Annotated in this window: 12 protein-coding genes; 7 read left to right on the plus strand and 5 right to left on the minus strand. The window is 72.3% G+C overall.

The genetic code is table 11. From position 1 onward, the window contains the following. Window positions 1-85 precede the first annotated feature (85 nt). The gene (locus ACIBSV_RS03025; RefSeq protein WP_395859142.1) at window positions 86-1,363 is read right to left on the minus strand and encodes an MFS transporter; all 1,278 of its coding nucleotides are present in this window, start codon (window positions 1,361-1,363) and stop codon (window positions 86-88) included. Window positions 1,364-1,401: 38 nt separating this feature from the next. Here ACIBSV_RS03025 and ACIBSV_RS03030 point away from each other — a divergent pair, with 38 nt between their 5' ends. Continuing rightward, a complete protein-coding gene (locus ACIBSV_RS03030) occupies window positions 1,402-1,995 on the plus strand; it encodes a CGNR zinc finger domain-containing protein (RefSeq protein WP_395859143.1) in 594 nt (197 codons plus the stop codon). An 84-nt stretch (window positions 1,996-2,079) separates the two neighbouring features. Next, on the plus strand, window positions 2,080-2,943 hold the full coding sequence (locus ACIBSV_RS03035; protein ID WP_395859144.1) for a helix-turn-helix domain-containing protein: 864 nt from the start codon (window positions 2,080-2,082) through the stop codon (window positions 2,941-2,943). A gap of 53 nt (window positions 2,944-2,996) precedes the next feature. On the opposite strand, the gene ACIBSV_RS03040 is transcribed toward ACIBSV_RS03035, so the two are convergent. Then, entirely contained in the window at window positions 2,997-3,959 is a 963-nt protein-coding gene (locus ACIBSV_RS03040; RefSeq protein ID WP_395859145.1) for a GlxA family transcriptional regulator, read from the minus strand. A 70-nt stretch (window positions 3,960-4,029) separates the two neighbouring features. Between ACIBSV_RS03040 and ACIBSV_RS03045 the strand changes: the two genes are divergently transcribed. Beyond that, the gene (locus ACIBSV_RS03045; protein ID WP_395859146.1) at window positions 4,030-4,479 is read left to right on the plus strand and encodes a cupin domain-containing protein; all 450 of its coding nucleotides are present in this window, start codon (window positions 4,030-4,032) and stop codon (window positions 4,477-4,479) included. Between the two features lie 19 nt (window positions 4,480-4,498). Here ACIBSV_RS03045 and ACIBSV_RS03050 read toward each other — a convergent pair whose 3' ends face one another. Next, window positions 4,499-5,302 carry a sugar phosphate isomerase/epimerase family protein gene (locus ACIBSV_RS03050; protein ID WP_395859147.1) on the minus strand — a complete coding sequence of 268 codons (804 nt, stop codon included), beginning with the start codon at window positions 5,300-5,302 and terminating at the stop codon, window positions 4,499-4,501. Window positions 5,303-5,590: 288 nt separating this feature from the next. Next, window positions 5,591-5,986, minus strand: a complete 396-nt coding sequence (locus tag ACIBSV_RS03055) for a DUF3224 domain-containing protein (RefSeq protein WP_395859148.1) — start codon at window positions 5,984-5,986, stop codon at window positions 5,591-5,593. Window positions 5,987-6,585: 599 nt separating this feature from the next. On the opposite strand from ACIBSV_RS03055, the gene helR reads away from it, so the two are divergent. Further along, entirely contained in the window at window positions 6,586-8,745 is a 2,160-nt protein-coding gene (helR, locus tag ACIBSV_RS03060; protein ID WP_395859328.1) for an RNA polymerase recycling motor ATPase HelR, read from the plus strand. A gap of 101 nt (window positions 8,746-8,846) precedes the next feature. Here helR and ACIBSV_RS03065 read toward each other — a convergent pair whose 3' ends face one another. Next, window positions 8,847-10,217 (minus strand): MFS transporter, encoded by a 1,371-nt coding sequence (locus ACIBSV_RS03065; protein ID WP_395859149.1) that lies wholly within the window; start codon window positions 10,215-10,217, stop codon window positions 8,847-8,849. A 274-nt stretch (window positions 10,218-10,491) separates the two neighbouring features. Between ACIBSV_RS03065 and ACIBSV_RS03070 the strand changes: the two genes are divergently transcribed. The 3 genes from ACIBSV_RS03070 (at window position 10,492) to ACIBSV_RS03080 (ending at window position 14,008) form a co-directional block, all read left to right on the plus strand. Then, the gene (locus ACIBSV_RS03070; protein ID WP_395859150.1) at window positions 10,492-11,508 is read left to right on the plus strand and encodes a LysR family transcriptional regulator; all 1,017 of its coding nucleotides are present in this window, start codon (window positions 10,492-10,494) and stop codon (window positions 11,506-11,508) included. 220 nt (window positions 11,509-11,728) lie between these two features. Continuing rightward, a complete protein-coding gene (glsA, locus tag ACIBSV_RS03075) occupies window positions 11,729-13,102 on the plus strand; it encodes a glutaminase A (protein ID WP_395859151.1) in 1,374 nt (457 codons plus the stop codon). A 408-nt stretch (window positions 13,103-13,510) separates the two neighbouring features. After that, complete coding sequence (locus ACIBSV_RS03080) at window positions 13,511-14,008, plus strand: cupin domain-containing protein (protein ID WP_331771250.1); 498 nt, start codon at window positions 13,511-13,513, stop codon at window positions 14,006-14,008. Window positions 14,009-14,014: the final 6 nt, after the last annotated feature.

Raw genomic sequence — 14,014 nt, forward strand, 5'->3', positions numbered from 1 at the left:
CGGCACGTCCATCCCGGAGCGGCGTTGCCGAGTGCGGCTCGTGGTGGGTCGGGGAGGGTTTTGCGGTGCGCTCCCGGTGCTTCGGTCAAGGTCCGATCCCGTCGCCGCGTCGCGGATCCGGCGCGTACGGGTCCGCGCGTGTCGTGTGGTCGGCGGGAGTCGGGCTCGCCTCGGCTGCCGGGTGCCCGCGGTTTTTCGGCGAGCGACGGATGGCGAACGTGAGGGCGGCCAGGGCCTGGCAACCGGCCGCCGCGTGGAGGGGGAGCGCGAGCGTCGGGGTGGTGAGGGGCCCGGTGAGGGCCGCGCCGAGGGCGAAGGCGGTGATCTTCAGGCCGGCGCCGATGGTGAAGATCCGGCCGCGCAGGTGGGCGGGGGCCTCGCGGTGGCGAATGGCGAACAGCGCGGCCAATTGCGGGCCTTCGCCGACACCGGCGAGCAGCATCGCGGCGATCAGCGCCACCGGCCGGCCGATCGTCGCGACGAGCAGCGCGGCGGCCAGGATCAGCGGCCCGCACCACATCACGGTGTCCGGACGCATCGTGTGGGGGTGGCGGGCGAGGAGCGTGTTGGTCGCGAGCGCCGAGGCCGCCACGACCGAGAGCAGGATCGTGCCGCGCGCTGGCGAGTCGAGCACCCGTTCGCCGAGCACGGGGCTGTACGCGATCAGGATGCCCTGGCCCACACAGGACCACATCGAGGCGGCGGTGGCCCGGGCCAGCGGCGGGGTGCGGGCGATGACGCGGAAGCCGGCCGCGACGTCGGTGCCGATCGACGTGGTCGGGCCCGCCCGTGCGGCGCGGCCCCGGGACGAGGGCAGGGTCCACGCCGCCGGCAGCGCGAGGCAGATCAGCGTGAGGGACACGATCACCCCGGCGTCGGCGCTGGCCACGCTCGCCACGAGGCCGGCCAGGGCCGGTCCGGTCAGGCTCGCCAGGTTGAAGGTCATCGCGTCGAACGCGGTCGCCCGGGGCAGGTCGGCGGCCGGGACGACGCGGGGCAACTGCGAGGTCCAGCCGCCGGCCAGGGCCGGTGCCAGGAGGCCCGCGCCCACCGCGATCAGCAGGGTGATCGCGAGCGGGACCAGGCCCAGCGTGGACAGGATCACCCCGAGCGCCACCGCGTAGCCGGCGAGCGCGGCGGTCAACAGCCGCCCCGGTCGGGCCGAGCGGTCGAGCAGGACGCCGAAGACCGGGCCGCCGAGCGCAGCCGACACGGTGACGGCCGCGAGCAGCGCCGACCCGGTGGCCGCCGACCCGGTGGCCGCGAGCCCGGCCAGGAGCAGGGCCGGCCCCGACATCTCGTCGCCCGTGCGCGCGGCGGCCGCTCCGGAGAGGTAGGACCACATTCCGTAACGCTTTGTCATGTCCGGCACGTTACGCAGGTAACTCAAACATCCACCAGATGCGTTACAGTCGTCCCGTGCCGCCATCGAACGACGAGCGATCCACCACCCGCCACTCGGTCCAGGCCGTGACCCGCCGAACGGTCGCCCTGGTCAACGCCCTCACGGCCGCCGAAGCGGCGACGGACCCCTCCCCGTCCCCGGCGGATATCGCGGAACTGCTGCGCGCGTACGGGGAGTCCGACCCCATCGACCTCACCGCGTCCGATGTCACCGACCTGCGCGCCGCCGCGCTGCTGCTGCGCGAGGTCTTCACCGCCGAGGACGTCGACGCCGCCGCGGCCGCGCTCAATCGCCTGCTCCGGCGCGGCCGAGGCCCCCTCCGGCTCACCTCGCACGCCGGCCGCAGCCCTTGGCACCCGCACCTGGACGGCGACGACGACGCGCCCTGGGGCGAATGGTTCCTCGCCTCGGCCTGTCTGGCGCTGACCCTCCTGGTCTGGGACCGACAGCGCCCACCCGGCGGTGTCTGCGCGTCGAGCACCTGCGAGAACGTCTTCACCAACGAGGGCAGTGGCCCGCCCCGTCGCTACTGCTCCCGCCGCTGCGCGACCCGCGAACGGGTCGCGGCGCACCGACGTGCCAGGGCATAGCCCGCCGAGCCCACCCATCGGTCCCCGGGAGGGCCGTATCGTACGCACCGGCGCGAAGGTCCCCGACTTTGTGACAATCGAGGGGTGACACCAACACACCCGCTCGGAGAATTCCTGCAGGCCCGCCGCGCGCGCCTTCAGCCCGGCGACGTCGGGCTGCCCGCGGGCACCGGTCTGCGTCGCACCCAGGGCCTGCGCCGGGAGGAATTGGCCGCACTGGCGGGACTGAGCATCCAGTACTACACGCGCCTCGAGCAGGGCCGCGAGAACAATCCCGGCGGCACGATCCTGGACGGACTCGCCGCCGCGTTGCGCTTGAACGAAGAGGAACACGCGCATCTGTACGCGCTGGCCAACCACGCGGCCGAGCGCATGTCCGCCGGGGGCTCACCGGCGGATCGTGAGGTACGACCGGGCATCCACGCCCTGTTGGAGCGCGTCCGGCCCTGGCCCGCCTACCTGCTCACCCGCACCAGTGACATCCTGGCCGCCAACCCCGAGGCGTTCGTGCTCTTCCCCGGGTTGGCCGAGTGGGCGCCCGAGCGCCGCAACACCGTCCGCTATCTGTTCCTGCACCCGGCGTCGCGGGCGCTGTTCACCGACTGGGAACGGGTCGCGGCCGGCACCACCGCCCAACTGCGCTCGCTCCTGGCCGCCGACCCGAAGGATCCCGAACTGGCCGCGCTTGTCGACGAACTCGGTTCCGAAAGCCCGGAGTTCGCGTCCCGGTGGGAACGCTACGACGTCCGTCGGCGGCGCAGCGACCGGCAGACCTTCCGGCATCCGCGACTCGGCGGGATCACCCTCGCGTTCGAGGTGCTGCGGTTGGAGGGCGGCCGGCGCATCACCATGTACCAACCCGCGGAACCGGACGAGGCGGGCCGGCGAACCCTGTGCGAGTTGTCCCGCCTCGCGGCGAGGAACGACCCGCCGGGATCGCCCGGGTAGCCGCCGACGCGCGAGTGCCGGCCGGGTTGCATGCTTCCCCGAACCCGGTTGGTTCAGCGTGGTGTCCGGGTCTCGCCGAAGGTGCGCCGGTAGGCGCCGGGTGTGGTGCCGACGCGGGCGCGGAAGTGGCGGCGCAGGTTGACGGCGGTGGTGAGGCCGACGCGGCCGGCGATGGTCTCCACGGGCAGGTCGGTCTGTTCGAGCAGGATCCGGGCCGCGTCGACGCGTCGGCCGAGCAGCCATTGTCCGGGGCTGACGCCGAGCTGTTCGGCGAACCGGCGGGCCAGGGTCCGGCCGGACAGACCGGCCTGCTCGGCGAGTCGGTCCAGGGTCAGCGGGGTCTCCAGGCGATCCGCCGCCCAGTCGAGCAGTGGGGCCAACGATTCGTCGTTGCGGGTCGAGGTCGGGTGGGTCGCGTACTGGAGTTGGCTGCCCTCGCGGTGCGGCGGCAGCACCATGCTGCGGGCGACCTGTGCGGCGTACCAGGCACCGTGGTCGGTCCGGACCAGGTGTAGGCACAGGTCGATGCCCGCGCCCGTGCCGGCGCTGGTGGCCACGTCGCCATGGTCCACGTAGAGCACGTCCGGGTCCACGACGACCTCGGGGAAGCCGGCGGCGAATTGTGCGGCCCGGCGCCAGTGCGTGGTGGCGCGGCGGCCGTCGAGCAGTCCGGCCCGGGCCAGGACGAAGGCGCCGGTACAGATCGCGACCATCCGCGCGCCTCGGCGGTGTGCGGCCCGCAGGGCGGCCAGAACCTCGACCGACACCTCGCCGCCCGGTGGCTGCCAGCCCGGCACGACCACGGTGTCCGCCTCGGTCAGGGCCTCCAGCCCACTCTCCACGACCAGCGCGTAGCCGATGGTCGTCGGCAGGGGGCCGGGGGACTGCGTACAGATCCGGAAGTCGTAGTGCGTCGGCAGATCCGGGCGCACGGTGCCGAAGACCTCGGCGGCGCAGGCCAACTCGAACGGCGACTGCGGCGGGTTCAGCACGGCCACGACCCGATGACGACGCATGGCAGGAATGTACCCATGGAAGTCTTTTCCGACACTGTCCGGGCGAGTGGCCCCGGACCAGAGTGGACGCATGAGCGAGATCGAGACCTCGAACCACGAGACCGAGACCCCGAACCACACCGAGAACCCGTCCGGGACCGGGTACCGTGCCGAGACTGGCGCGGAGACCGCGACCCGGACCGGGATCGAGCACCCGACCGTCCCGAAATCCGCCGTGCACGTGGACGACGTCATCCCGATCGACGTGGCCCCAGGGATCGTCCGACGCCGCCTGGCGGGCACCGAGTACGCCCGCGGCTGGCTGATCGACTTCGCCCCGGGGACGGAATGGCCCGAGGTGGACGTGCACACCACCGAGGAGCGCTACTACGTCCTCAGCGGCGAGGTGATCGAGGGCTCCGAGCGCCATCCCGCCGGCACCTATGTGGTCTTCGCGCCGGGCAGCCGCCACCGTCCCCGCAGCGAAACCGGCGCCCGCATGCTGGGCATCTCGATGACCCCCGGATCGACGGCCCGATGACCGGGTCCGGTCGACCGGCCTACCGGGGAGAGCCGAATCGGGCCACCCAGTCGGCGGCGCCCGGGAGCGCCTCTTCCAGGGAGACGGCCTCCGGGTACCAGGCCTTCTCCCACTCCAGGGAGACCCAGCCGTGCCAATCGTGTCCGCGCAGCGTGGTTCCGATGGTGGTGAGGGGCACCGTGCCGGTGCCCAGGGGGACCGGTGCGGTGTCGGTGGCGGATGCGGCGTCCTTGATCTGCACGTAGCGCAGCAGGCCGGCCAGGGCGTCGGCCGTGTCGGCGGGGTCCTCGCCGTGTCGCCACGGGTGCAACGCGTCCCAGATCACCCCGACCGTGCCGCCGAACGGTCGCACCAGGTCCGCCACCGCCGCGCCGGTGGGGTGCGAGTCGTGGGTTTCCACGAGCAGGGTCACGCCGCGGGCGGTGGCCTCCGGGAGCAGGACCGCCAGGCGGCGTTCGGCGCGTGCGGCGTCGCCCTCGCCGGTGCCGCCCGGGAAGATCCGGATGGCGGGCGCGGCCAGGTCGTGGGCCAGGTCGAGGAGACGGTGGATCGTGGAGAGCACGATCGGGTCGGGCGTGGGTGCGCAGATGCCGGCGTAGCCGGCCAGGCAGGGTACCTCGAGGTCGGCGTCGGCGATTCGCTCGCGGATCGCCCGACGTTCGCCGGCGGGGAGGTCCAGATTGACGAACTCGTCCTGGTGTACCCGTAGTTCCAGACCCGTGCAGCCGTGTCGGATGGCTCGGACGACGTGCTCGTGGACCGGCCGGCCGGGGGCGCCGAGTGTGCTGAACGCCCACTTGCGACGACGCTCGGGTGTGCTCACGTGTCCTCGACTCTCTTGCCCGGCGCGCTTCCCGGCCGGCCTGGTCCCGTCAGCCCCGTCAATCCCGTCGGTTCCGTCAATCCCGTCGGTTCGGTCGACTGCGCCGGTCCCGGCCGTCCTGCCGGGAGCGCCCGGTGGGGCGGGCACGCCGGGTATGGAAAGCGCTTTCCGATTCGGAGGTTAGATCGCCGCCGGTCGCCGGTCAAGATCGGTCGCGGTGCGTGTCCCGCCATCGGAGACGACGCGGGGCGACCGGGCTCGGGTCGATCCGGCGCGAGGCGCCCTCGCTCAGCCGAGCGTGTGGTGCAGGACATAGGTGTGGCCGCCGTCGTCCGTCCGGACGATGTCGAGCGTGCCGCCGATCCCGACGAGCTCGTCCGTACCGGTACCCGCGACCACCTGGATGGCCAACTGTTCGCCATTGCTGCCCGGTGCGCTGTGTTGGAGGACGAAGGAGCCCTTGCGCCCGGCCAGTTCGCCGGTGAAGCGCTCCACGGCGACGTACGCGGCGGGGGTGCCGTCGAGGTCGGTCACCGAGAACATGTGTACCGTGCCGGTGCCGACCAGGTCGCCGGTGAAGGTCTTGGTGATCCGAACCCGGCCGAGCTCGGCGCCCGGTGCCTCGTCGACCGCCTCCGGCTCGAACGAGGTGAGCTCGAATGTCCCGTGAGCCGCCGTAGTCATCGCGCCACCTTCGTCATCTCGATCGGCATGTCGCGACGCAGCCTTGCACACCGCACCGACGACGGGACGACACCCACGCGGCGTGTCCACGAACCCGGGGCCGTCCGCACCGCGCCGTAGCCCCACCGCTTCGCTGCTTCGCGCGGGAGGTCCGTCCGCGACGCATGAAAAAAGGCGAGGGAACACGCTCTCCTCGCCATGTACAACATATAGCGCACCGGGGGCCTTGCGGCAAGGCCCCGGTCGTACCGCAGAATCATCGACCTGAGCCGGAACTTGGGCCGTCATCTGCGGAAATGGGAGATTCACGAAGTGCGTGTGTTGTTGTCGACGGATGGGTCGCGGGGGGACGTCGAAGCGGCGGTGGCACTCGCCACGCGGTTGCGGGACCCGGGCCCCGAGGTGCGGGTGTGCGCGTCTGCGGACCTCTCGGAGCCACCGCTCGCCGCGATCAGCCGGGACGGGTCGCCCGTATCCGCGTAACCACTCGGATCCTCGGGCCGGAACCCCCAACCACCGGGTCCGCCACGACGGTCCGAACGCCCTGCCGCGCGCCGTGGTCGCAAGTGACCGCAGATCGGAGCTTTGCCGTGCAATCCCTGAACTCCCTGACCACCACCAGCGCCTTCGACCTCCCCGAGCGCGTCTCCGCCAAGGCCGACCCGTCGCTGATCGCCGGCGACGAGCAGCACTTCGCGGCCATCGCGGAGTGTCTCGACCAGTCGATCGCCGAGCTGTCCGACCGCCTGGACGCCGCGCGCAAGTCGCCCGGCGGCAAGGGTCGGCAGGCGATGGACCGGGACATCGAGATCCACCGGCTGACCACCCGCCTGCGCGCACTGCGTCGCTTCGGTCTGGACCTGTGCCTGGGACACATGGTCGGCACGGACGACTCCGAGCCCGTGTACGTCGGACGACTCGGCCTGACCGACAGCGCGGGTCGCCGACTGCTGATCGACTGGCGCACCCCCGCGGCCGAGCCGTTCTTCGGAGCCACCCACGGCAACCCGATGGGTCTGGCCGGCCGCCGCCGGTATCGCTGGACCCGCGGCCGGATCAGCGACTACTGGGACGAGGTGTTCGACCCGGACGAGATCGCCGGGCACGCCGCGCTCGACGACCAGTCCGCCTTCATCGCGAGTCTGGGCGGCAACCGGTCGAGTCGGATGCGGGACGTGCTCGGCACCATCCAGGCCGATCAGGACGCCATCATCCGCGCCGGATCGCGCGGCGCCCTCGTCGTCGACGGCGGTCCGGGTACCGGGAAGACCGTCGTCGCCCTGCACCGCTCCGCCTACCTCCTGTACTCCGACCCACACCTGGGTCACCGCCGGGGCGGCGTGCTGGTCGTCGGTCCGCACCAGCCCTACCTGGGCTATGTCGCCGACGTCCTGCCCAGCCTCGGCGAGGAGGGCGTCCAGACCTGCACCCTGCGGGACCTCGTCGCCGAGGGAGCCGGGGCAGCGGTCGAGGCCGACCCGGAGGTGGCCCGGTTGAAGTCGTCCGCGGATTTGGTGAAGGCGATCGAGGCGGCCGTCCGGTTCTACGAGGAACGTCCGACCAAGGGCATGACGATCACGACCCACTGGTCCGACGTCCGGCTGACCGCCGCCGACTGGGCCGAGGCGTTCGAGGCGGCGGAACCCGGTATGCCGCACAACGAGGCGCGCGAGCGGATCTGGGAGGAGTTGCTCACGATCCTGGTGGACAAGCACGACGACGAGGACGAGGACGTCTCGGTCGACCTGCTGCGCAGGTCCCTGCGACAGAATCGGGAACTGCTCACGGCCTTCAACGGCGCGTGGCCGCTGCTGGAAGCGTCCGACCTGGTCGGGGACCTGTGGTCGGTACCCGCCTACCTGCGGATGTGCGCGCCCTGGCTGAGTCCCGGGGAGGTGCGCAGGTTGCAGCGTGCGGACGCCCAGGCCTGGACGGTGTCCGACCTGCCCCTCCTGGACGTGGCACGGCAGCGGCTCGGCGACCCGGAGGCGGCCCGGCGCAAGCGTCGGCAGGACGCCGCCGTCGCCGCGGAGCGCAAGCGCATGGACGACGTCGTCGACGCCCTGCTCGAAGCCGACGACGACGGTGAGGGTGTGGTGACGATGCTGCGCGGAGAGGATCTCCAGCACTCCCTGATCGACGAGAGCGCACGGTCCGGCGTCGAACCGGATCTGCTCGCCGGGCCGTTCGCGCACATCGTCGTGGACGAGGCGCAGGAACTGACCGACGCGGAGTGGCAGATGTTGCTGCTGCGCTGCCCGTCCCGGAGCTTCACCATCGTCGGCGACCGCGCCCAGGCCAGGCACGGGTTCACCGAGTCGTGGCAGGAACGGCTGGAGCGGGTCGGGCTCGACCGGATCAACCTGGCCTCGCTGAGCATCAACTACCGGACGCCGGAGGAGATCATGACGGAGGCGGAGCCGGTCATCCGGGCCGTGCTGCCGGACGCCAACGTGCCGACCTCCATCCGCAGCGCCGGCGTCCCCGTGCGGTACGGATCCACCGCGGAGCTGTCTTCGATCCTCGACGCGTGGCTCGCCGAGCACGCCGAGGGCATCGCCTGCGTCATCGGCGATCCCACCTTCCGGCCGACGTCCCGCGTGCGGTCGTCGACCCCGGAGTTGTCGAAGGGACTCGAGTTCGACCTGGTCGTCCTGATCGACCCGGAGACGTTCGGCGAGGGCGTCGAAGGAGCGGTCGACCGCTATGTCGCGATGACCAGGGCGACCCGGCAACTCGTCATCCTGACCGGCTCGTGACGCCACGACCGTCGACCGGGGGGACGCCGTGCGCGCGGCGTCCCGCCGGCCCGGTCGGCCGTGGAGGTTCCATCGGCGTGGCCTCGGCCCGCCGACCACGGTCAGCGGCGGCCCACCACGACGGCCATCGCCGCGCACAGGACGCCCGGCAGGAGCAGCGCGTAGGCCAGGTCGGCCTCGGCTGCCGTGGTGTCGACGCTGACGAAGGCGCCCATCGAGGCGACGCCGATGGTCGCGCCGATCTGGCGGACCGCGTTGAGCAGGCCGCCCGCCGCGCCCGCCGTACCCTCGGGCGCCGTGCCGATCACGGTGGTGACCAGGGCGGGAAGCGCGAAGGAGACGCCGAAGCCGGTGCACACCAGTCCGATCGCCAGGACCGGATAGGCCGAGCCGGTGTGCACCGCCACGGTGAACACGACGCTGCCGGCGGTCAGCAGGCCCAGACCGGCGAGCATCGGTACCCGCGGCCCCGACCGGGCCACGATCCGGCCGGTGAGCAGTGGGTTGACCGCGAACGGCAGGGTCATCGGCAGGAACGCCACGCCGGTCCGCAGCGGTGACATGTGCAGGTTCTGCCGGAACAGCAACGGCAGTACGAACAGCAGCCCGGTCATCGCGAAGTTGACCGCCGCGCCCGCGAGCAGCGCCGACACCGTGCCGCGCGAACGCAGGATCGCCCGGGCCAGGACCGGATGGGCACTGCGCCGCTCGGACCGGGCGAACCACAGCCCGGCCAGGACCGCACCCGCGCCCGACCAAGCCGCGTGCGTCGCGGTGCCGGAGCCGACCGCGATCAGCGCGTCGGTGGCCAGACCCAGGGCCGCGCACGCCGCGAACTGGGAGGTCCAGTCGATTGCTCGTACGCCACGCGGGCACCGCACCCCCGCCCCGGCGGTCAGCGCCAGGGTGAGCGCGGCCAGGGGCGCGTTGATCAGGAAGATGGCGCGCCAACCGAAGCCGTCGACGAGCAGACCGCCGGCGATCGGCCCGACGGCGAGCGCCGCTCCGCTGAGCGCGGCCCAGAGCGCGACCGCCTTGGCCCGTTCGGCGGGCACCGGGTACAGCACGGTGACCATCGCCATCGACGCCGGAACGCACGCGGCGGCGGCCACGCCGAGCAGTCCGCGCAGCGCCACCAGGGTCCACAGGTCCGGTGCGCACGCGCTGAGCAGCGAGCCGAGACCGAACCCGACGATGCCGACCCGGAACGCCCGATGCGCCCCGAACCGGTCGGCCACCGCGCCCGCCGTCAACAACAGCGCGCCGAACACGACGGTATATCCGGACACCACCCACTGCAGTCCGGCCACCGAACCGCCCAACGACCGAGCCAGATCCGGCTCGGCCACGGACAACACGGTCAGGTCGAGCAGCACCATGAAGTAGCCGAGCGAGATGCCGAGCAGGGCGACGGTACGCGCGCGCGACGTCGGCGCGGGCGGGATGGACGGGGGTGAATCGACAACAGCCATCGGGACTTCTCCAGGAACGGGACGGTGAGCGGGACCGGTGAGCGACCCGCGGGCGAGGCCGGCGATCGACACGGACGAGCGGGGGACGGATGAGCGCGGCCGGGGCGCCGGCGCCCCGACGGCCGGGCGGTCGTGAAGGCGGCGGCACCGATACGCGACGCCGTCGGCGGCGGATCGACGGGAACCACTCTGCGACCGAAGCCGATTCGGCTCGACCGGCCGAGCCGTACGCCCCGTTCGGAATATCCGAACGCTCCGGCGAGGTTGCCAAGGCATGGAAATTCGCCGGCTCCGCACGTTCGAGACGATCACCCGAACCGGTACCGTCACCGCCGCGGCCAACGAGCTCGGCATCGCGCCCTCGTCGGTGTCCGAGCAGATCCGGGTCCTGGAGAAGTCGGTGGGCGTCACGCTGTTCGAGCGAGGCCCCAGGGGCATGACGCTCACCTCGGCCGGCGAACGCATGCGGGACTGGGCGCGTCGCCTGCTCGACCAGGCGGAACAGGCCCGCCGCGAGGTGGCCGAAGCGGCCCCGCCGTTGCGCCTGGGCGCGCTGGAGAGCATCGCCGCGACGCATGTGCCCTCGGTGCTGGCCCGGCTCGCCGCCCGCCGGCCCGACCTGCGGGTCCAGGTCGCCGCGGACGGTAATCGCGACGATCTGCTGGCCGCCGTCGTCGCCGGGCGACTGGATGCGGCGTTGCTCCTGGACACCGGCGCTCGGCTCGGCGAACTGGGCTTCGAACCGCCGCCGACCGCACTCGCGTTCGTCGACCTGGAGCCGATCGGCCTGACCCTGGTCGCCGCGCCCGACCACCCCCTCGGGGACCGGGTCCGGATCACCGGCGACGACCTGCGCGGACATCGACTTCTGGTCAATGTGGCGGCCTGTTCGTTCCGGCTGGCCGGCGATCGACTCCTGGGCACCGGGGTGGAGCAGGTTCGGGTCGGCAGCGTCGCGGTCATCCGCGCGTGGGCCGAACAGGGCCTGGGCGTGGCCTTGTTGCCGACCTTCGCGGTCGCCGACCAACTCGCGTCCGGCAAACTGATCCGACTCGCCCTGGACGCGCCCGACCTGACGCTGCGTCTGGTTTGGCGCCCCGACCGCGAATCCGTTCCCGGCCTGCGCGAAGTCCTGTATGCGGCAGCCTCCCCGGCGCAGACGGCCGGACCCCGTGCGCCGACTGCCGAAACCCCTGCGCCGGCCCCCGTCGCCGCGCCCACCGCGCCGGCCGCCGTACCCGCACCGGCACCGGCACCCACACCCGCCGTCGCGCCGCCCGCGAGGCGCTGACCCGTTCCGTCGCGCCCCTCGCGCCCTCGGACCGCGCCCGCCGGCATCCGCGCGCGCCCACCGCCGACCAGGCGTTTACGCCCGACACCGACCGGTGACTCTCCGTTACACGCTGATCTCGACCCGCGATCGGGTCGAAGAGCGCCGTGGGTGGCCTCGGAGGGGAGCGGACGGTGCGAGGAAGTGCGGGGTTTCGGTCGGGGAGCGATGGGTCGACGCCATGGACCCGGTGACCGCGTCGATGATCGAGATCCACGATCGGCTGAGCTCGCTGACCGACGGCGAGGTCGCCGACTACATCCCGCAGTTGGCCTCGGCCGACCCCGGGACGTTCGGGCTGGCCCTGGTCAGCATGTCCGGCAACCGCTACCTCGCGGGCGATACCGACGAGCCGTTCAGCATCCAGTCGGTGTCCAAGCCGTTCGTCTACGCGCTCGCGCTGTCCGAGCTGGGCCCGGCCGAGGTGGCCCGTCGGGTCGGCGCCGAACCCAGCGGGGAGGCGTTCAACGCGATCAGCCTCGAACCCGGCACCGGCCGACCGGCCAACCCGATGGTGAACGCCGGCGCGATCGTGACCACGTCCCTGGTGCCGGCGGCCGACCCGGAGGACCGCTTCGAGCGGATCCGGGCGTGCCTGTCCGCGTTCGCGGGCCGACCCTTGGACGTCGACGAAGACGTCTACCGCTCCGAGGTGGACACCGGGGACCGCAACCGGGCCTTGGCCTACCTGATGCGCGGCGCGGGATCGTTGTCCGGCGACGTGGACGAGACCGTGCGCACGTATTTCCGCCAGTGCTCGATCCGGGTCCGGGTGGCGGATCTCGCGGTGATGGCCGCGACGCTGGCCGACGGCGGCGTCAATCCGGTCACCGGCGACCGGGTGGTCGCCGAGTCGGTGGCGGTTCGCGCGCTCGCGGTGATGGCCACCTGCGGGATGTACGACACCGCGGGCGAATGGCTGCTGCGGGTGGGGCTGCCCGCCAAGAGCGGGGTGTCCGGCGGTCTGATCGCGTGCAGTCCCGCCCGCTTCGGGATCGCCGTGCACAGCCCGCCGCTGGATCGCGCGGGCAACCCGGTACGCGGTGTGGTCGCGCTCACCGAGCTCTCCGAACGCTTCGGCTTGCACCTGATGCACCAACCGGGTCGGCACGCCGCGACCGTCACCGACGTCACCACCGCACTCGACCACCCCTCCCATCGGGCCCGCACCCCGGCGCAGCGCGCCACGTTGGACCGCGAGGGACATCGCATCGTGGTCATTCGGGCGCAGGGGATCCTGGAGTTCACCGAGACGGAGCACCTGCTGCACGCGCTGCGCGAGTACACGCCGCCCGCCCCGGGCTGGATCGTGCTGGACCTGGACCGGGTCACCCGGATGGCCGTCGGCTCGGCGGCCATGCTCGACGCCACCCTGGCCGACCTCGCCTCCGCCGGTCACGAGATCGCCATCGCCGCCCGCGAGCCGCTGCTGGACCCGATCGGCGACGACGGCGACCCGGTGCCGTGGACCCCGTTCCGCAGTGGTGCGGAGGCGGTGGCCTGGTCCGAGGACCGGTTGCTGGCGTCGGCGGCACCGGCCGGATCCTCCGGGTGAGACGGGCCCACCGGGCCGTCGACGAAGCCGGTCCCGGCCCGTCTCCCGCTATCGCGGGGCCTATGCGTTCTCGGGCGATTCGTACGTGCCGCAGGTGGGCCCGCCCGTGCGCTCGTACGAGTCGACCACCACGCCGGCTCCGGTGGTGCGCGAGCCGGTGAGGGCGAACGCGGTCGGCAATGGCAGTGCCCTTCGTGGTTTCCGAGCCGTCGCATGCTTCGATTTCCGATCGGCCGGAAACTCATCGGTGTGGGGGATCCCCGCGAGCTTCCCGTCGCGATCCCGAGTCACCCGCCCGGAGCCCCGGGCACAGGATCCGATGCACGACCCGCACGCCGTGCCTCACACGTCACACCGCACACCTCGAACCTTGTTTCGAACATGTCGATCCCATGAGGAGTCCCGGCAATGTCCTACCCGACCTATCCCGAAGTCCGGTACCACGACGAGGGCGGCGACGTCAGCGCCCGTTTCCGGCCGGCCGAGCACCCACCCGAACTGACCACGGCCGGCGCGAGCTACCACTACCTGGCCACGACCGAGTCCACGGACGGCGAGTTCGGTCTGTATCGGGTGGACATGCACGCGGTGCCCAGCGGCCCGGGCACGCACTTCCACCGGACCATCTCCGAGTCGTTCTTCGTGCTGTCCGGCACGATCCGGCTGTTCGACGGCGAGGCGTGGCGCGACGCCAAGGCCGGAGACTTCCTGTACGTGCCGGTCGGCGGCCTGCACGCGTTCCGCAACGAGTCCGGCGAGCCGGCCTCGATGCTGCTCCAGTTCGCGCCCGGTGCGCCGCGCGAGGCCTACTTCGAGGGCATTCCGGAACTGGAACACCTCACCGACAAGGAGCGCGCGCAGTTCTTCCTGCGGCACGACAACCACTGGGTGGACCTCGGAGGGTAGTTCGAC

Source organism: Embleya sp. NPDC050154 (assembly GCF_044460165.1).
Taxonomy (GTDB): domain Bacteria; phylum Actinomycetota; class Actinomycetes; order Streptomycetales; family Streptomycetaceae; genus Embleya.

Bases quoted from the DNA above. Each gene is read 5' to 3' on its own strand.
- ACIBSV_RS03025 (WP_395859142.1), bottom strand. From the start codon at position 1,363: ATGACAAAGCGTTACGGAATGTGGTCCTACCTCTCCGGAGCGGCCGCC.
- ACIBSV_RS03030 (WP_395859143.1), top strand. From the start codon at position 1,402: ATGCGTTACAGTCGTCCCGTGCCGCCATCGAACGACGAGCGATCCACC.
- ACIBSV_RS03040 (WP_395859145.1), bottom strand. From the start codon at position 3,959: ATGCGTCGTCATCGGGTCGTGGCCGTGCTGAACCCGCCGCAGTCGCCG.
- ACIBSV_RS03045 (WP_395859146.1), top strand. From the start codon at position 4,030: ATGAGCGAGATCGAGACCTCGAACCACGAGACCGAGACCCCGAACCAC.
- ACIBSV_RS03055 (WP_395859148.1), bottom strand. From the start codon at position 5,986: ATGACTACGGCGGCTCACGGGACATTCGAGCTCACCTCGTTCGAGCCG.
- ACIBSV_RS03065 (WP_395859149.1), bottom strand. From the start codon at position 10,217: ATGGCTGTTGTCGATTCACCCCCGTCCATCCCGCCCGCGCCGACGTCG.
- ACIBSV_RS03070 (WP_395859150.1), top strand. From the start codon at position 10,492: ATGGAAATTCGCCGGCTCCGCACGTTCGAGACGATCACCCGAACCGGT.
- glsA (WP_395859151.1), top strand. From the start codon at position 11,729: ATGGACCCGGTGACCGCGTCGATGATCGAGATCCACGATCGGCTGAGC.
- ACIBSV_RS03080 (WP_331771250.1), top strand. From the start codon at position 13,511: ATGTCCTACCCGACCTATCCCGAAGTCCGGTACCACGACGAGGGCGGC.